Origin of the sequence: Nitratireductor sp. StC3, from assembly GCF_003015025.1 — a bacterium.
GTDB lineage: Bacteria > Pseudomonadota > Alphaproteobacteria > Rhizobiales > Rhizobiaceae > Mangrovimarina > Mangrovimarina alexandrii.
On the sequence record NZ_PYBP01000001.1, the window covers coordinates 102,460 to 120,731 of the forward strand.

Annotated in this window: 17 protein-coding genes; 13 read left to right on the forward strand and 4 right to left on the reverse strand. The window is 65.5% G+C overall.

The window, feature by feature from the left end:
- Positions 1-133 precede the first annotated feature (133 nt).
- Positions 134-1,111 carry a class II fructose-bisphosphatase gene (gene glpX / locus C7T96_RS00555; RefSeq protein WP_106569921.1) on the forward strand — a complete coding sequence of 326 codons (978 nt, stop codon included), beginning with the start codon at positions 134-136 and terminating at the stop codon, positions 1,109-1,111.
- Between the two features lie 54 nt (positions 1,112-1,165).
- Complete coding sequence (recJ, locus tag C7T96_RS00560) at positions 1,166-2,950, forward strand: single-stranded-DNA-specific exonuclease RecJ (protein ID WP_106569233.1); 1,785 nt, start codon at positions 1,166-1,168, stop codon at positions 2,948-2,950.
- A 25-nt stretch (positions 2,951-2,975) separates the two neighbouring features.
- Here the strand turns inward: recJ and C7T96_RS00565 are convergent, their stop codons facing one another.
- The 3 genes from C7T96_RS00565 to folE all read right to left on the reverse strand — a co-directional run bounded on the left by C7T96_RS00565 (position 2,976) and on the right by folE (position 5,244).
- Positions 2,976-3,947 carry a patatin family protein gene (locus tag C7T96_RS00565; protein WP_106569922.1) on the reverse strand — a complete coding sequence of 324 codons (972 nt, stop codon included), beginning with the start codon at positions 3,945-3,947 and terminating at the stop codon, positions 2,976-2,978.
- A 78-nt stretch (positions 3,948-4,025) separates the two neighbouring features.
- Complete coding sequence (gene hisI, locus C7T96_RS00570) at positions 4,026-4,490, reverse strand: phosphoribosyl-AMP cyclohydrolase (RefSeq protein WP_106569234.1); 465 nt, start codon at positions 4,488-4,490, stop codon at positions 4,026-4,028.
- Between the two features lie 121 nt (positions 4,491-4,611).
- Positions 4,612-5,244: a GTP cyclohydrolase I FolE gene (gene folE, locus C7T96_RS00575; RefSeq protein WP_106569235.1), complete on the reverse strand. Its 633-nt coding sequence runs from the start codon at positions 5,242-5,244 to the stop codon at positions 4,612-4,614.
- 239 nt (positions 5,245-5,483) lie between these two features.
- Here folE and C7T96_RS00580 point away from each other — a divergent pair, with 239 nt between their 5' ends.
- The 4 genes from C7T96_RS00580 to thrS all read left to right on the forward strand — a co-directional run bounded on the left by C7T96_RS00580 (position 5,484) and on the right by thrS (position 8,859).
- On the forward strand, positions 5,484-5,930 hold the full coding sequence (locus tag C7T96_RS00580) for an iron-sulfur cluster assembly scaffold protein (protein ID WP_106569236.1): 447 nt from the start codon (positions 5,484-5,486) through the stop codon (positions 5,928-5,930).
- Between the two features lie 76 nt (positions 5,931-6,006).
- Entirely contained in the window at positions 6,007-6,339 is a 333-nt protein-coding gene (gene yidD / locus C7T96_RS00585; RefSeq protein ID WP_106569237.1) for a membrane protein insertion efficiency factor YidD, read from the forward strand.
- Between the two features lie 167 nt (positions 6,340-6,506).
- Entirely contained in the window at positions 6,507-6,683 is a 177-nt protein-coding gene (locus C7T96_RS00590) for a YegP family protein (protein WP_106569238.1), read from the forward strand.
- Positions 6,684-6,882: 199 nt separating this feature from the next.
- Positions 6,883-8,859 carry a threonine--tRNA ligase gene (gene thrS / locus C7T96_RS00595; protein ID WP_106569239.1) on the forward strand — a complete coding sequence of 659 codons (1,977 nt, stop codon included), beginning with the start codon at positions 6,883-6,885 and terminating at the stop codon, positions 8,857-8,859.
- A gap of 47 nt (positions 8,860-8,906) precedes the next feature.
- Here the strand turns inward: thrS and C7T96_RS00600 are convergent, their stop codons facing one another.
- The gene (locus C7T96_RS00600) at positions 8,907-9,896 is read right to left on the reverse strand and encodes an alpha/beta hydrolase (protein WP_106569240.1); all 990 of its coding nucleotides are present in this window, start codon (positions 9,894-9,896) and stop codon (positions 8,907-8,909) included.
- A 129-nt stretch (positions 9,897-10,025) separates the two neighbouring features.
- Between C7T96_RS00600 and C7T96_RS00605 the strand changes: the two genes are divergently transcribed.
- The 7 genes from C7T96_RS00605 (at position 10,026) to C7T96_RS00635 (ending at position 18,118) form a co-directional block, all read left to right on the forward strand.
- Entirely contained in the window at positions 10,026-10,637 is a 612-nt protein-coding gene (locus C7T96_RS00605; RefSeq protein WP_245414029.1) for a gamma-glutamylcyclotransferase family protein, read from the forward strand.
- Between the two features lie 136 nt (positions 10,638-10,773).
- Entirely contained in the window at positions 10,774-12,153 is a 1,380-nt protein-coding gene (locus C7T96_RS00610) for a 3-deoxy-7-phosphoheptulonate synthase class II (RefSeq protein WP_106569241.1), read from the forward strand.
- A gap of 117 nt (positions 12,154-12,270) precedes the next feature.
- Positions 12,271-13,956 carry a hypothetical protein gene (locus C7T96_RS00615; protein ID WP_158264275.1) on the forward strand — a complete coding sequence of 562 codons (1,686 nt, stop codon included), beginning with the start codon at positions 12,271-12,273 and terminating at the stop codon, positions 13,954-13,956.
- Between the two features lie 129 nt (positions 13,957-14,085).
- Entirely contained in the window at positions 14,086-14,904 is an 819-nt protein-coding gene (locus C7T96_RS00620; RefSeq protein WP_106569243.1) for a class III extradiol ring-cleavage dioxygenase, read from the forward strand.
- Positions 14,905-14,964: 60 nt separating this feature from the next.
- Positions 14,965-15,552 (forward strand): hemerythrin domain-containing protein, encoded by a 588-nt coding sequence (locus C7T96_RS00625; RefSeq protein ID WP_106569244.1) that lies wholly within the window; start codon positions 14,965-14,967, stop codon positions 15,550-15,552.
- A gap of 126 nt (positions 15,553-15,678) precedes the next feature.
- Positions 15,679-16,392, forward strand: coding sequence for a DNA-3-methyladenine glycosylase I (locus C7T96_RS00630; RefSeq protein WP_106569245.1), 714 nt, complete (start codon positions 15,679-15,681; stop codon positions 16,390-16,392).
- A gap of 58 nt (positions 16,393-16,450) precedes the next feature.
- A complete protein-coding gene (locus tag C7T96_RS00635) occupies positions 16,451-18,118 on the forward strand; it encodes an NAD+ synthase (protein WP_245414030.1) in 1,668 nt (555 codons plus the stop codon).
- Positions 18,119-18,272: the final 154 nt, after the last annotated feature.

Consider the following 18,272-nt stretch of genomic DNA (forward strand, 5'->3'; position numbering starts at 1 on the left):
TTTTAATCGATTGTTATGATTGGCGATTAGGGGAAAGCCCTCAGCCGTCCCTTGCCGTCGCCGAGCCCGTTTGACAAAAGAGGCGACCGACTATCCGCCCCGGCTCGCCGGCGCCCCGTTTCAGGATACAAAAATGGCCAAACTCGCTTCCGACGGTCTCGATCGCATCCTTACCCTCGAGCTGGTCCGTGTGACCGAGCGCGCCGCCGTGGCGGCGGCCAGGCTGCGCGGGCGCGGCGACGAGAAGGCTGCCGACCAGGTGGCCGTGGATGCGATGCGCTCGGAACTCAACCGTCTGCCGATTACCGGTACCGTGGTGATCGGCGAAGGCGAGCGCGACGAGGCGCCGATGCTTTATATCGGCGAGGAAGTGGGCACCAAGGACGGGCCGGAGGTCGACATCGCGCTCGACCCGCTCGAAGGCACGACGATCTGCGCCAAGAACCTGCCGAACTCGCTCGCTGTCATCGCTATCGCCGAAAAGGGCAGCCTGCTTTACGCGCCGGACGTCTACATGGACAAGATCGCGATCGGGCCCGGCTATCCGGCCGGCATCATCGACATCGACGCGCCGGCGGCCGAAAATCTCGACAGGCTCGCCAAGGCCAAGGGTGTGCCGGTCGGCGAGATCACCGCCTGCATCCTCGACCGTCCGCGCCATGCCCGGCTGATCGAGGAGGTGCGCGCCACCGGGGCCGCGATCCGCCTGATCGGCGACGGGGACGTGGCCGGCGTCATCCACACCACCGATCCCGACGAGACCGGCATCGACATCTATATCGGTATCGGCGGGGCGCCGGAGGGTGTGCTCGCGGCGGCGGCGTTGCGCTGCATCGGCGGCCAGATGCAGGGGCGCCTGCAGCTTAACACCGAGGACAAGATCGCGCGCGCCAGGAAAATGGGTATCGACGATCCCGACAAGATCTACCAGATGGACGAGATGGCGCGCGGCGACGTGTTGTTCGCGGCCACCGGCGTGACCGACGGTAATCTGTTGGCCGGCGTCAAGTTCGCCCGCGATTTCGTGCAGACCCACACGATCGTGATGCGCTCGTCCTCGCGCACCGTGCGCGAAATCAAGGCCAAGCACCAGGATCTGGACAAGTTTTGACGCCGCGCTTGGCCGCACGACGCGCCTGTCACGACCCCAAAACGGGACGATGGCATGAGTGAGGCGCGGCTGTTCCTCGACGTCAGGACCTCGGCGACCGGACAGGCCTGGGTCCACCGCCTGTCGGCGCGTGGCGAGAACGACGCACTCCAGATCGCCCAGACCCACGGCCTGCCCGACATCATCGCCCGCGTCCTGGCCGGGCGCGGCATCGATGCGGCAGGGACCGAACGGTTTCTCGACCCGACGATCCGCGATCTGCTGCCCGATCCGGCCTCGCTGACCGATATGGACAAGGCCGCGGCGCGGCTGGCCGCCGCCGTCTTGAAGCGCGAGCGCGTGGCGATCTTCGGCGATTACGACGTCGACGGTGCCGCTTCCTCGGCGCTGATGAAGCGCTTTCTGCGCCATTTCGGCATCGACGCGGAAATCTATATTCCCGACCGGATCTTCGAAGGGTACGGGCCCAATCCCGACGCCATGCGCGACCTCGTCGCGCGCGGCGCCACGCTGATCGTCACCGTCGATTGCGGCACCAACAGCGCGTCCTCAGTCACCGCCGCCAACGCCGCCGGCGCCGACGTCGTCGTGCTCGACCACCACCAGGTCGGCGGCGCGCTGCCCGACGCGCTCGCCGTCGTCAATCCCAATCGCGAGGACGATTTGTCGGGGCAGGGGCATCTATGCGCCGCCGGGGTCACTTTTCTAGCCCTGGTGCAGACCGTCAAGCACCTGCGCGCCAGCGGCAAATCCGGCGCCTTGCCCGACCTGTTGGAGCTGCTCGACCTGGTCGCGCTTGCGACCGTGTGCGATGTCGTGCCGCTCGTTGGCGTCAACCGCGCCTTCGTGGTCAAGGGACTGGTCGCGGCCCGGCACCAGAACAATCCCGGCCTGGCGGCGCTGCAGCGCGTGGCGCGTATCGGCGAGCCGACCAACACGTTTCATCTCGGCTTTCTGATCGGCCCGCGCATCAATGCCGGCGGGCGCATCGGCGACGCGGCGCTGGGCGCGCGGCTTTTGGCCGAGACCGACCCGGTCGCCGCGCGCGCGATCGCCGAGCAGCTCGACCGGCTCAACCAGGAGCGTCAGGCGATGGAACGCACGATGCTGGAAGAGGCGCGCGCGGAGGCCGAGGCCGAACTCGCAAACGGGCGGGGCCCGGCGGTTTTCCTAACCCAGAGCACGACATGGCACCCGGGCATTGTGGGGCTGATCGCGTCGCGGCTGAAGGAGCAATTGCGCCGGCCGGTCTTCGCGGTCGCCTTCAACGCCAATGGCGAGGGCACGGGCTCGGGCCGCTCGATCGCCGGCTTCGATCTCGGGCGGCTGGTGCGCGAAGCTGCCGAACGCGGGTTGATCGTCAAGGGCGGCGGACACGCCATGGCTGCCGGCATCACGGTGGAACGCGCCAAACTGGGCGCCTTGCGGGCGTTTTTCGAGGAGCAGGCGGCCGAGGCCGTGTTTCGCCTGCGTGAGGAGCAGGCCTTGAAGATCGACGCAGCACTCGCCGCCGACGGCGCCACGCTCGAGCTTCTCGACCTGCTCGAACGCGCCGGGCCCTTTGGCACCGGCCATCCACAGCCCGTCTTTGTCCTGCCGCGACACCAGATATCGGACGTGCGCCCGGTCGGGCAGGGCCATTTGCGAATCGCGCTGCGCTCCGGCGCCGGCGGCCGACTGCAGGCGATGGCTTTTCGCAGCGTCGACACCGATCTCGGCCGTTTTCTCATGGCCAGTCGCGGCCGGCTGATCCATGCGGCGGGATCGCTGTCGGCCAATTACTGGAACGGCACCAAATCGGTGCAGTTCCGACTGAGCGACGCTGCGGCCGCCGATTGAGCGTCTGTCGGCAGCGGCCTGCCGGTCAGGCCAGCACGGTCTGCAGGCGCTTGAGTTCGTTGATGTTGGCAAGGGTGGCGTCGTAACCGAGGCGGATCGCCTCGTCGGCGCGGTGGAACTCGGTCAGCCCGATCTGACCGAGCTTGGGCTGCAAGGACAAATCGGGCGGATCGCCGGCCAGTCGCGCCCGCGAAATCCGATCCTGGATGATGTTGAAGGCTTCCACCATCACCCCGGTGATACCGAGACGGGTCTCGGCGTCGCGGGGGTTGTGGCCGGTGACGTCGGCGGCGCGTTTCGGCTTTTCGACCACCAGTTCGCCGGCGCTGTGCTTGATGACGGCGGCGCGGCCGAACAGGTCGTAGTGCAGATTGACCGCCACCACCAGCGGCTGCTCGTAGGCGCGGCATACCGAAACCGGCACCGGGTTGACCAGTGCGCCGTCGACCAGCACGCGATTGTTGGCGCTGACCGGCTCGAACACGCCCGGCAGCGCGTAGGAGGCGCGCATGGCGGTGATCAAATTGCCGCTCGACAGCCAGATTTCGTGGCCGGTGCGGATTTCGGCCGCGACGCAGACGAAGGGTTTTTCCAGATCCTCGAACGTAACCCCGCGCATATGCTGCTGCATGCGCGCCGTCAGCCGCATGCCGCCGAACAGGCCGCTGCCGCCCAGATGCAGGTCGAGCAGCCCGAAGATGCGGCGCTTGGTCAGGCTGCGGGCGAATTCTTCCAACTCGTCCAGCTTGCCGGCCAGATAGCAGCCGCCGACCAGGGCGCCGATCGAGGTGCCGGCGATCATGTTGATCCTGATGCCGGCCTCGTCGAGCGCGCGCAGCACCCCGATATGGGCCCAGCCGCGCGCCGCGCCGCCGCCGAGCGCCAGTGCGATTCCGGTCTTGGGCTGGGGCAGTGGGCCGGGCGCATCGGTCTCCGGGGGCGGCGCGCGGTCGTCCCTGGTTTCCTGTTTCGTGCGAAGGGATGCCCATTCGAGCATCGTCATCTCCCTTGCGTCCCTGTCTCCACCTTACCCGCAATGGGTATCAAAACCATGAATCGGGCGTTCATGGTCCGTTTATGACCGGTTCGCGTCTTTGTAGACGGCGGCGGCATCGAATTTTGGTGCCGCGTCGTCCTTGGCAAGGCGCGCGGCACCGTCGGCTGCGACGACGGTCCGGTAGAAGCAGGAACGCCGTCCCGTGTGGCAGGTTGCGTCGTGACCGGCCACGCGCACGCGCAGCCAGACCGCGTCCTGGTCGCAATCGGTGCGCATTTCGATGACGTGCTGGAGATTGCCGGAGGTTTCGCCCTTTTTCCAAAGGCTGCCGCGCGAGCGCGACCAGTAATGTGCGATCCCGGTTTGCAGCGTCATGGCAAGCGCTTCGGCGTTCATATGCGCCAGCATCAGCACCATGCCGTCCTCTGCATCGGTGACCACGGCCGTCACCAGCCCGCTGGCGTCGAAACGCGGCGTGAAGGCCGCGCCTTCTTCCAGTTCGCTCTTGGAAGTCGGCGGGGCGGGAAAATCGGATCGGGTCATGCCGGGTCCTGTGTTGAGCCATGCGTCTTTGACATAAAGCCGCTCGCGCCGTGCGATGCCGGCGGGCGGCCGGGCCCGTCTCGCGACGAAGGACTGCGGACCGCCGGCGGCCGGCGCAAGATCAGGCTTTCGCGCCGGCCCGCAACAGGGTGAAGAAACGCGCCTGTTCTTCGGGCCCGTCCTTGAAGACGCCGGTGAAGGTGGAGGTCAGCGTGGTTGCGCCCTGCTTGCGGATGCCGCGCATGGCCATGCACATATGCTCGGCCTCCACGATGACGGCGACGCCGCGCGGATTGAGCACGTCCTGGATGGTGGAGGCGATCTGCGCCGTCATCGCCTCCTGCGTCTGCAGGCGCTGGGCGAAGATGTCGACCACGCGGGCGAGCTTGGACAGGCCGACGACCCGGCCGTCCGGCAGATAGCCGATATGCGCCTTGCCGATGATCGGCACCATGTGGTGCTCGCAATGGGAATGGAAATAGATGTCGCGCTCGATGACCATATCGTCGAACCCGGCGACTTCCTCGAAGGTGCGGCCGAGCTCGTCGGCCGGATCGCGCTCGTAGCCGGAAAACATTTCGCGATAGGCTTTTGCGACGCGCTGGGGCGTGTCGAGCAGGCCCTCGCGGCCCGGATCTTCGCCGATCCAGCGCAACAGCGTGCGCACGGCCTCTTCGGCCTCGGTCTGGCTGGGCCTGTCGGCCTGGGTAACGACAGCGGTGGATGTAGCGAATGGTTTCACGATTGCGTCCATGAAAAGCGTCTCCCGTAGTTCCCCTCTACGGGGGAACGAGTTGAACGGACCACGGCCTTTTCAGGGATTGCGGGAACGAAATTCCGAAACTGCCCGAAAATGGCGTCGTGTTTTCCGTTGCGCCAAAACCGTACGTCTTGCTGCAACGGCAACCCAGGCATTATATATGAGCGGATACAACAATTGAAAGGCGGCAGACGGAAACGGATTGTCGCAATTTCAACGGGCGTGCGAAAATCATGATCAACGACGTCTACAACGCGAAAATTCTCGGGTTCGCCGGCAATATTCCGCGCATCGGGCGGCTTGACGATGCCGACGCCAGCGCCAAGGCGCATTCCAAGCTGTGTGGCTCCACCGTTGTCGTGGACCTGAAGATGAAGGACGGCGTCGTCACCGACTTCGCCCACGAGGTCAAGGCGTGTGCGCTCGGCCAGGCCTCGTCGTCGATCATGGCCAGCCATGTCGTCGGCGCCTCGGCGGAGGAGTTGCGGGCCGTGCGCGAAACCATGCGCACAATGCTGAAGGAAGACGGCGCACCGCCGCAGGGCCGGTTCGAGGACCTGAAATATCTGGAGCCGGTGCGCGACTACAAGGCCCGCCACGCCTCCACGCTCTTGACTTTCGATGCGGTCGTCGACGCGATCGGCCAGATCGAGAAAAAGCAGGCCGGGCAGGCGGCCTGACCGGCGTGGATCCGACCGGCCCTTGGCAACGCCGCATCCGCGGCCGGCATCGCTGCGCTAGTTCAATGAGCCAGACATGACCGCTCGCTCGCGCAATTTTTCCGGAGATTGGCCGAAGACGCCGGGACGGCTGTTCGGGACAGGCTTCGTGCGGCTCTACCAGCTCACCCTGTCGGGTTTCATCGGCAATTCGTGCCGGCATTTTCCGACCTGTTCGGAATATGCCTATGAGGCGATCGCCCGCCACGGGCTGTGGTCGGGCGGCTGGATGGCTCTGTTTCGAGTCGCGCGCTGCGGCCCGGGCGGCACACACGGCATCGACAACGTGCCCGAGGCGCTCGACGCCCGGCTGCGCTGGTATATGCCGTGGCGCTATTGGCGTGTGGGGCGGCGCTCGCATGCCGCGTGAGAGCAAAGGCGGTGCGCGACGCCTGTCCGGCGTCGCCGCACGGGGGGCGGTCGGCCCACAGATTGGGGCATAACCGCACATAAGGCGATATCCAGCGCTTGTTCCCGGGCGCGGGCACTGGCAGTTTGCGAATCGCATCGTTCCGAATACGCAGAGGGAGGCCGCACATGGCTCACAAGTTCGAGATCTATAAGGACAAGAAGGGCGAGTTCCGGGTCCGTTTCAAATATAACAGCGAGATCATGTTCTCGACCGAAGGCTACACCTCGAAGTCGAGCGCCCAGAACGCGATCGATTCCATCAAGAAGAACGGACCGGACGCGCCGGTCGAAGACAACAGCTGACGGAGCGGCGGGCGCGTCCAGCTCCGCCTAAGCCTCGCAAATCCAGTCCGCGCCCGGCGTCTCCGCCTCGCGCGGGCTTTACGTGCGCGGGTACGGTGCCTATGTAGCGTGCCGACCGGCGTGCGCGTGTTGCCGTGCGCGCCTGCCAATCAAGACAATACCACCCGCGTTCGTGTGCGGGACTGGATAGGAGAAGACGATGTCGCAGATTTCCCTAAAATTTCCCGATGGATCGGTGCGCGAGCATGACGCGGCGACGACCGGCGCGCAGCTTGCCGAATCGATTTCGAAATCGCTGGCCAAGAAGGCGGTCGCCTATGCGCTCGACGGCACGGTGCGCGATCTCGCCGATCCGATCGGCGCCTCCGGCGCGGTCGAGATCATCACCCGCGACGATCCGCGCGCGCTCGAACTGATCCGCCACGACGCCGCCCATGTGCTGGCCGAGGCGGTGCAGGAATTGTGGCCCGGGACCCAGGTCACCATCGGGCCGGTGATCGAAAACGGGTTCTATTACGATTTCGCGCGCAACGAGCCGTTCACGCCGGAGGATTTTCCCGCTATCGAGAAAAAGATGCGCGAGATCATCGGCCGCAACAAGCCGTTCACCAAGCAGGTCTGGGATCGCGACAAGGCCAGGCAGGTGTTTCGCGACAAGGGCGAGGCCTACAAGGTCGAGTTGATCGATGCGATCCCGGAAGACCAGGACCTGAAGATCTATTTCCAGGGCGACTGGTTCGACCTGTGCCGGGGCCCGCATATGGCCTCGACCGGGCAGATCGGCAACGCCTTCAAGCTGATGAAGGTGGCGGGCGCCTATTGGCGCGGCGATGCCAACAATCCCATGCTGACGCGCATCTACGGCACGGCCTGGGCCGATCAGAAACAGCTCGACGCCTATATGCACATGCTCGCGGAAGCCGAGAAACGCGACCACCGACGCCTCGGCCGCGAAATGGACCTGTTCCATTTCCAGGAAGAGGGACCGGGCGTCGTCTTCTGGCATTCCAAGGGCTGGCGGATGTTCCAGAACCTGGTCGCCTATATGCGCCGGCGCCTCGACCAGGAAGGCTACGAGGAGGTCAACGCCCCCCAGGTGCTCGACAAGGGCCTGTGGGAGACGTCCGGCCACTGGGGCTGGTATCGCGAGAACATGTTCAAGGTGCAGGTCGCCGGCGATGACGCCGAGGACGACCGGGTGTTCGCGTTGAAGCCGATGAACTGCCCCGGCCACGTGCAGATCTTCAAGCACGGCCTGAAATCCTATCGCGACCTGCCGATCCGGCTGGCCGAGTTCGGCAATGTGCACCGCTACGAGCCGTCCGGGGCCCTGCACGGTCTGATGCGCGTGCGCGGCTTTACCCAGGACGACGCGCATATCTTCTGCACCGAGGACCAGCTCGCGGCCGAATGTCTGAAGATCAACGACCTGATCCTGTCGACCTATGCCGATTTCGGCTTCGAGGAGATCACGGTGTTTTTCTCCACCCGGCCGGAAAAGCGCGTCGGTTCCGATGCGCTCTGGGACCATGCCGAGGAGATCATGGGCCGTGTGCTGACCCAGATCCAGCAGTCGGACGACCGCATCAAGACCGCGATCAATCCCGGCGACGGCGCGTTTTACGGTCCGAAATTCGACTATGTGCTGAAGGACGCGATCGGTCGCGAATGGCAGTGCGGCACCACCCAGGTCGACTTCAACCTGCCGGAGCGGTTCGGCGCCTTCTATATCGGCGCGGATTCGGAAAAGAAGCAGCCGGTGATGGTGCATCGTGCCATCTGCGGGTCGATGGAGCGGTTCCTGGGCATTCTGATCGAAAACTATGCCGGCCACTTTCCGCTCTGGTTCGCACCGCTGCAGGTCGTGGTCGCCACCATCACCTCGGACGCCGACGAGTACGCCCAGGATGTGGCGCGCACGCTGAAGGATCGGGGACTGATCGTGGAAACCGATCTGCGCAACGAAAAGATCAATTACAAGGTGCGCGAACATTCCCTGACCAAGGTGCCGGTGCTTTTGGTATGCGGCCGGCGCGAGGCGGAAGAAGGCACGGTCAATCTGCGCCGGCTCGGGTCGCGCGATCAGCAGTCGCTGGCGCTCGCCGACGCGGTTGCCATGCTTGCCGAGGAGGCAACGCCGCCCGATTTGCGCCGCCGGCGCGCCAAGGCGGCCTGAGCGGCCTGTCGACTGAGAGGAAGCGCGCGGCGATGGTGCCGCGCGGCTCAGGCTGAGGCGGGCGTTTTGCCGTTGTCCAATTCGGGGTTGGCGTGCCGCGGCGGTCTATTGTCGGCGTCCGCCAGCAGCCAGGCGATCACCCGTGGCCACAAGGAAGCGTTTTTCTGGCGGAAAAAACCGAGATGGCCGAGCCGGGCCGCTCCCGCATCGGCAGGGTGAACGTCGAGCGCCGTCCAGCGGGCGGCGGAAAATTCTCCGATCAGCGCGGCGGTGGCGCGTTCGGTCGACCAGCGGTCGTCGCTGGCGCGCACCGACAGCAGCGGATACCCAATCGATTTGAAGCCGGCATGGGCGGCGAGCCTCGGATCGTCGAACAGGAAGCCGGGCCGGCGGCACCAGCGCGCCCAGTCGCGAAAGACCGGGCCCGGCAGCGTTTCACCGATTCCCAGCCAGGCCGGCGCGACGCCGAGCAGCCGGCTTATCGGCACGCCGATCAGGTTCATCGCCAGCAACAGCCTCAGCCTCTCGTCGGTGAGGCCGAGATAACCGCTCGCCGAGGCGACCATGGCGTAGCGCGAAAATTCCGTCCGAAGCCGGCACAGGCCCAGCATCGTGCCGCCGATCGACTGGCCGATGCCGACCAGCGGGCGGCCGGGGAAAAGACGCTTGAGGAGCAGGGCGGCACCGGCCATGTCGTTGACGCCCCAGTCGGCCATCGCGACGCTGCCGCGCCAGTCGTCCGGCAGGCGCGAGCCGCCGACGCCGCGATAGTCGTAGGTCAGCACCGCGGCCGCTCCGGCTGCGATGGCGGCCTCGGCAAAATGGCCGTAATGCTGCCGGCGGACCGCTGCCGCACTCGACACAAGAACGGCGGGGCCGGTCTTGGCGCTGTTTGTGTATAGCGTGCCGCGCAGGGGAAATCCGTCCTCGGCCTGGAAAAGCACGGTGGCGACGTCTACCCCGCCGTCCGGAGCGGGACGGGACGGGAGGAGAGGCGCCGGGTCGCGCGGAAGCGCCTTGGGAAATGCCGCGATCATAGCCTTCGGTAAGCGGCGCCGGTTGCCCTGTCGGTAGGCTATTTCACATAAGGCCATACAAATCGGTCGCGTGGCGCGTTTCTCGCTGCCGGGCTTGCGGCGCCGGTGCGCAGCGCCTATCCCCGAACCATGACGCGGAAGACTTTGTCGAGCGATGACGGGAGGGCGCGCGACGGCGCGCTGATTGCCTATTTCGGCTACGGATCGCTGGTCAACCGTGCCACCCACCGCACGGCGATCGTCGACGCGATGCCGGCGCGGCTTGCGGGATGGCGTCGGTTCTGGCGCGCACGGCCGGATATGCCGGGCTTTCCCGCCGCGCTGTTGACGGTGCGGCCGCAGGCGGACGCAGCCTGCGACGGGCTGCTCGTCGTCGACAGGGCCGAAAACCTCGCCGCCGTCGACGCGCGCGAGGCGCGCTATCGCCGTGTGCCGTTGTCGCCCGCCGCGCTCGACCTGGCCGGCGTCCTGCCGCGCGATTGCCCGGTCTATGTTTACGAGGCCGTGCCCGACCTGCCGCTTCATCCCGAGCCGCCGAAAATCTTGCGCTCCTATCTCGACGCCGTCATGCAGGGATTTTTGGTCGAGCATGGTGAGGACGGCCTTCGGCGTCTGGTCGCGGAAACGGAGGGGTTCGATACGCCGATCCACGAGGATCGCCATGCGCCGGTCTATCCGCGCGCCGTCGCCTTGAGCGCGGCCGAAGAGGATTTGTTCGACCGTCTCAAGGCCCGGCGATAATAGGCGCCGGCCCGTTCGGCCGCGGTCCAAACCGGAGCGGATGGGGTGGAAGAGCCCGAAACCTTCCTGTATAGGGCTGCATCTCCTAGAATGGAGCCTACGGACCATGGGTCCGCCGTGACGATTGGGTGCTGCAATGACGAACAAATGGTCGCCGAACTCCTGGCGCGAAAAACCGATCAGCCAGGTTCCGGCCTATCCGGATGCCGCCAGCCTGGCCGAAACCGAGCAGCAATTGTCGACTTATCCGCCGCTGGTTTTTGCAGGTGAGGCGCGCAAGCTGAAAAAACAGCTCGCCGCGGTGGCCGACGGCCAGGCTTTTCTGCTCCAGGGCGGGGATTGCGCGGAGAGTTTCGCCGAGCACGGCGCCGACAATATCCGCGACTTTTTCCGCGTCTTCCTGCAGATGGCGGTGGTGCTGACCTTTGCCGGCTCGCAACCGGTGATCAAGGTCGGGCGGATCGCCGGCCAGTTCGCCAAGCCGCGCTCGTCCGACAACGAGACCAAGGGGGATGTGACGCTGCCGAGCTATCGCGGCGACATCATCAACGGCATCGAGTTCGACGAAAAGTCGCGTGTGCCCGATCCGGCGCGCCAGAAAATGGCCTACCGCCAGTCGGCGGCGACGCTCAACCTGCTGCGCGCCTTCGCCCAGGGCGGTTTCGCCAGCCTGGAAAACACCCACAAATGGATGCTCGGCTTCGTGTCCGACAGCCCGCAGGGGGAACGCTACCAGGCGCTCGCCGACAGGATTACCGAGACGGTCGACTTCATGCGCGCCGTCGGCATCACGTCGGAAACCAATTTCGCCTTGCGCGAGACGGATTTTTTCACCAGCCACGAAGCCCTGCTTCTGGGCTACGAGGAGGCGCTGACCCGCGTCGATTCCACCTCGGGCGATTGGTACGCGACCTCCGGCCACATGATCTGGATCGGCGATCGGACCCGTCAGCCCGATCACGCCCATGTGGAGTATTGCCGGGGCATCAAGAACCCGCTTGGCCTGAAATGCGGCCCGTCGATGACGCCGGATGGGCTGATCGAGCTGATCGACCTGCTCAATCCGAACAACGAGCCCGGCCGGCTGACGCTGATTTCGCGCTTCGGCGCCGAGAAGGTGGGCGATCATCTGCCCAAGCTGATCCGGGCGGTGGAGAAGGAAGGCCGCAAGGTGGTGTGGTCGTGCGATCCGATGCACGGCAACACGATCACCCTGAACAGCTACAAGACCAGGCCGTTCGACCGGGTGCTGAAGGAAGTGGAGGCTTTCTTCGAGGTCCACCGCGCCGAAGGCACTCATCCCGGCGGCATCCATGTCGAGATGACGGGCAAGAACGTGACCGAATGCACCGGCGGCGCGCGGGCGATCTCGGCGGAGGACCTGCACGACCGTTACCACACCCATTGCGACCCGCGGCTCAACGCCGATCAGGCGATCGAGCTCGCTTTCCTGGTCTCCGAACTGTTGAAAAAGGGCCGCGGCGGACTGTCCGACCGCCAGGTGGTCAACCTTTGACGCGTTTGACGCGGGCGGGAACCGTGTCCCGGCCGCGTCTTGGTTGAAACGGGCGTCCGGGCGCGCGGGATAGATCGACGGTAGCGATCCGGGTTTATCGAGGCACGGGACGGTTTGGTGGAGCGCAGCGCGACAGGCGGGCCGGCGCAAATCCGGGCGGAGCCCCTCGCAAGCCGATGGGCCGGCCGGGCATGGGGATGGGCGCTGGCGCATCCCTATCTGGCGATCAGCGCGCTCGTTCTGCTCCAGACGGTGCCTGCGCTTTGGGCACGCGAGCTGTGGTGGCTGGACGAGCTGCGCCACGCGGCTGTGTTGAGCGAATTGCTCGATCACGGCCATTGGCTGGCGCTGTTTCTCAACGGCGAATTTTATCCGGACAAGCCGGCCGGCTATTTCTGGCTGCTGGCTGCGCTGAGCCTGGGTGCCGGCACCCAGGCGCCGTGGATCCATTTTCTCGCCGTTGCGATCGGCGCGGTGATGATGGCCAACGCCACGGTCTGGCTGGCGCGGATCGTGGCGCCCGATGATCGCAGGCTGGCGCTCGTCGCCGGGATCGTGCTTGTGACCGGACTGTTCTTCGTCGAGCGCATGCACTACCCGCGCATGGACCCGCATTTCGGCGCGTTCATCGCCTGGAGCCTAGGTGCGTTTTTTATCGCGCTGTCGCGCCCGCTGGCTATTGGCTGGACGGTGGCGGCGTTCGTCTTTGCGGCCTGTGCGGTGCTGGTCAAAGGGCCGGTCGGCTTCGTGTTTCCGCTTTTGACGGCGCTCGCCTGGCTCGTGTGGCGGGGGCGACCGTCGCGCCTGTTCCGTGTCGATGTCGCATGCGGCCTCGCCGTTTTCGCTGCCATACTGGGGCTCTACGGCTTCGGGCTTTATCGCGCGCAGGGGGCTGCCTATCTGCAGGCGCTGGCCGGCGATGTCGGCACGCGGACGATGGCCGACGCCTTCAGGCTCTATTTCCACCTGCCGCATTACGTGTTTATGCTCGCCTATCGCTGGTTGCCGTGGACCCTGCTGCTGCTCGTGCTGCCGTGGACGGGGCTGCTGTCGGCCTTGCGGCCCGCCCGCCTCGGCGCCGCCCGCACGGCCGGCGACGGCGGCTATGCCTTTCTGGTGTTGTCGGTCGTCGCCCCGCTGCTCGTCCTCACCTTCCTGCGTTACGTGAGCATGAATTTCCTGCTCTGCTTTTATCCTGCGCTCGCGGTGCTGACCGGCCGCGTGGTGCTCGATCTGGGCCCGCGGCGGGCGGCGTGGTTCCGCTCGACCGTCGCCGGCCTGTTTGTGCTCGGCGTACCGGTGATGATCGTGATCGCCTGGCGCAACTATTACGACTTCTTCATCGTCGGCAATCTGGTCGCGGCCCTTGTTCTGGCGCCGTTCGCGTTCGGCCTGTGGCGGTGGCGCATGGCCGATTGGGATCGATGGCTGCCGATGTTGGCACTGACGGTGGCGACGGTGTCGCTGCCGCATTTCCTGCTCACCCTGCCGGCCCTCGACATCCGCAAGAGCACGCGCCCGGCCTGCGAGGCCGCCAGGCCCTATCTGGAGGCGGGGTGGAACCCGCTTGTGCTGCGGCCGGGGCGCTGGAGCGGCGTGTTCCAGTATTATTGCGGACGCCGCATTCCCGAGATCGTCGGCTGGGACGCGCTCTTGGACGAGATCGCCGGCCGCGACAAGGTGGTGGTGCTGATGCAGGAGGGGGCTTGGGCGCAGCTCGAGCCCAATCCGGGCGGTTTTCGCCTCATCGGCCCGCCGGGAGCGCGCTTCGTTGCCGTCGCCTGCGAGGGCTGCCGGCGCTGATCGGCATAAGCCGGCCGATTTCGGCAAATGCAGATGAACGGTTTTTTCTGGATCGTTTCGTCATAGTGAACGCTTAGTCGCCCTCGGGTGGATTGCGTGGGCGGCGGGTTCGTCCCTATATCGGTCGGCATGAGCGCAAATCCCAGCCTTTTCATCTCGCATGGCGGCCCCAACATCGTGACCGACGACACGCCGGCACGCGATTTTCTCAAGGGTCTGTCCAATCTTGTCGGACGCCCGAAGGCGATCGTGATCGTGTCGGCCCATTTCGAGACCGGCGGCGTTTCGGTGGTGACCGACCCGAACCCTGGCATGATCTACGATTTCGGCGGCTTTGCGCCGGAACTCTATCAAATGGTCTATCCGGCGCCGGGCAGTCCGGAGCTCGCGCAGCGCGTGGCCGCGCTGTTGGACAAGGCCGGCCTGGCGCCCGGCCGCATGCCCCAGCGCGGCTACGATCACGGCACCTGGACACCGCTTTTTTTGGCCTATCCGCAGGCCGACATTCCCGTCGTCCAGGTTTCGGTCGATCCGGATCGTGATGCGCGTTGGCATTACGCTGTCGGGCGGGCGCTGGCGCCGCTGGCCGGGGAAGGGGTGCTGATGATCGGTTCCGGCCACATCACCCATAATCTGCGCGCCATCTTTCCGGTCATGCGCGGCGGTGCGCCCGTTGACAAGGCTATGGTCGACAAGGTGGAGGCTTTTACCGGCTGGTTTGCCGAAAAACTCGGCGCCGGCGACATCGAGGCGGTGCTCGACTGGAAGGCCGAGGCACCCTATCCGGCCGAAAACCATCCCAGCGACGAGCATTTGATGCCGCTGTTCTTCGCGCTCGGCGCCGCCGGGGCGGAGGCTGCGGGCAGGCGCGTGCACGCCTCGCGGCAGTTCGGCTTTTTCGCCTTCGACGCTTATCTTTTCGGGCCGCAGGCATTCGAGACCCCGTAAGACGACCGCAAAAAAGCGTGGTAGTGGCGTGCGAAACAGGCGGGCCGACGGGACGATGCGATGAATGAACGTCAGACATCCGATCTTCTGGAGCGAACCGGGCTTCCAGACGATCTGCGCTTTCTGGTGGAGAAATATCCGCGCTCCGACTGGGCCGCGCACCGCAATATTGGCGGCATGGCGCAATTCTGGCTGCAGCGTCACGCGATGTTCCGCGAACTCGGCGGCCTGTTGACGACGGGCATCGCCGACTATCGCGAGGGCGGGCGCACGGCTCCCGATTTCGCGCAATGGTTCGCGCCGCGCCTCAACTATTTCCTCGGCCATCTCGACGGGCACCACAACATCGAGGACCAGCATTATTTTCCGGTCTTCGCGCGGGCGGAAAGGCGGCTGGCGCGGGGCTTCGAGATTCTTGACCGCGACCACCACGCCATCCACGACGCCCTCGAACGCAACGCGGCGACGGCGAACGAGTTTTTGCGCGCATTGCACGAAAACGAAGACCGGAGGCGTTTCGCCGCCGATGCCTATGCCGACGCCAATCAGCGCCTCGTTGCCATGCTGACGCGGCATCTCGACGACGAGGAGGATTTGATCATTCCGCTGATCCTGGATCGTGGCGAGGTGGCTCTCGGCGTGGCCTGAGCCTTGTCAGCAGCGGTGGCGCTGCGTCCCGCAGAGAGCTTGCGCGTCCCGGCCTGGTGCCGCATTTTCTTTTCGCATCGCGGATTGGACTGGGCCTGACATGGCCGCGATGCGCGGGAGGACCGTATGAAGACCATCGCCCAAATCCGCGATCGCGCGGCCGATCGCAAGGGCGGCGAAGCCGTTCTGGCGACGTTGCTGCCGACGGTGCCCGAGAATGCCGCCGTGGCGGCTATCCCCGACGACCGCGTGCTTTCGACCATGGCCAACCGGGTGTTTTGCGCCGGCTTCGTGTGGCGTGTGATCGAGCAGAAATGGCCCGGTTTCGAGGAGGCGTTTCTGGGTTTCGATCCCCGACGGCTTCTGTTCCAGCCGGATGAGTTCTGGCACGACCTGGCCGGCGACGCGCGCATCGTTCGCAACCCGCAAAAGATCAGATCGGTGCGCGACAACGCCGCCTTCGTCGACAGGATTTCACGCGAACATGGCGGGTTCGGCCGCTTCCTGGCCGACTGGCCGGCCGATGACCAGGTCGGATTGATGGCTTTCCTGGCCAAGAACGGCAGCCGGCTCGGCGGCAATACCGGACAATATCTGCTGCGCTGGCTCGGCTGGGACTGCTTTATCGTCTCGCGCGACATGGCGGCCGCGTTGCGCGATGCCGGGCTCGACATCGCCGAAAGCCCGAGCTCGAAAAAAGACCTCGCCGCCATCCAGGCACAACTCAATGCCTGGCGGGCCGAAACCGGCCTGCCTTACGTCCATCTGTCGCGCATCCTGGCCATGTCGATCGGCGAGAACCATTCGGCTGAGGCGCTGCGCGAGTATATGGGCGAATAGGCCGGGCGCGCGGCCATTGCCGCATCGGCGCGGCCGCGCTACAGGCAGTGGCATGAGCATGCCTTCGACACTTCGTATCGCCATCGCGCAACTCAACCCGATCGTCGGCGACATCGCCGGCAATCTCGACAAGGCGCGGGCAGCACGCGCCGACGCAGCGCGCCATGGTGCCGAACTGGTGCTGTTCACCGAATTGTTCATCGCCGGCTATCCGCCCGAGGATCTGGTTCTAAAACCGGCCTTCGTGGCGGCCTGCGAGCGCGCCGCGCTCGAACTCGCCGCCGAGACCGCCGATGGCGGGCCGGGCATCGTGCTCGGCACGCCGCTCGCGCGCCCGTCGGGCCTGCACAATGCCGTCATCGTCGCCGACGGCGGCAAGCTGCTTGCCGAGCGCTACAAGCTCGACCTGCCCAATTACGGCGAATTCGACGAAAAACGGGTTTTCCAGCCGGGTCCGTCTATGCCGGGTCCGGTCGATTTTCGCGGCGTGCGCATCGGCGTGCCGGTTTGCGAGGATATTTGGGGCGATCTCGGCGTGTGTGAGACGCTCGCCGAAAGCGGAGCCGAGCTTCTGCTGGTGCCCAACGGCTCGCCCTATTATCGCGGCAAGATCGACGTGCGCCAGCAGGTGGTGATCAAACAGGTGATCGAAAGCGGCCTGCCGATTTTGTACGCCAACCAGCTCGGCGGCCAGGACGAACTGGTCTTCGACGGCGCGTCCTTCGCCATTGGCGCCGACAAGTCGCTGGCTTTCCAGATGAGCCAGTTCGAGGAAGCGGTTTCGGTCTCGACCTGGAAACGCGGGCCGGACGGCTGGGTCTGTGACGGCGGGCCGGTGTCGCAGATCCCCGATGCCGAGGAGGCCGACTACCGCGCCTGCATGCTGGGCCTGCGCGACTACGTCAACAAGAACGGTTTCAAGAATGTCGTCCTGGGGCTTTCCGGCGGGATCGATTCGGCGATCTGTGCGGCGCTTGCCGTCGATGCGCTCGGCGAGGACCGGGTGAGGGCGGTGATGATGCCCTACACCTACACCACCGCAGATTCGCTCCAGGATGCCGAGGATTGCGCCCGCGCGCTCGGCTGCCGCTACGACACGGTGCCGATTTTCGAGCCCGTCCAAGGTTTTTCGCATGCCCTGACGCAGCTCTTCGAGGGCACGGAAGACGGTATCACCGAGGAAAACCTGCAGAGTCGGACGCGCGGCACCATTTTGATGGCGATCTCCAACAAGTTCGGCTCGATGGTGATCACGACCGGCAACAAGTCGGAAATGTCGGTCGGCTACGCCACGCTTTACGGCGACATGAATGGCGGCTTCAATCCGATCAAGGACCTTTACAAGATGCAGGTCTACGCCCTGTCGCGCTGGCGCAATGCCCACACCCCGCCGGGCGCGCTCGGGCCCACCGGCGCGGTGATCCCGCAAAACATCATCGACAAGGCGCCGTCGGCGGAGTTGAAACCCGACCAGACCGACCAGGATTCGCTGCCGCCCTATCCGGTGCTCGACGATATTTTGGAATGTCTGGTGGAAAACGAAATGGGCGTCGACGCCATCGTCGCGCGCGGCCACGACCGCCAGACGGTGCACCGGATCGAACATCTGCTCTACATTGCCGAGTACAAGCGTCGCCAGGCCGCGCCGGGCGTCAAGATCACCCGCAAGAACTTTGGCCGCGACCGGCGCTATCCGATCACCAACCGATTCAGGGATCGATCGTAAGCATCTATTTTTAAAACGTGGCTGTGTTCCCGCCTCCGCCAGGTCTCGTCTGAAATCCTCCGCCGTTGAGGGGCACGGCCTGCCGTCGCCAGCCGAGCGGCGTTCGCTTTTGCGTTGGACCAGTGCTCCTGAAACCTATCAAAGCGCTGCCGGC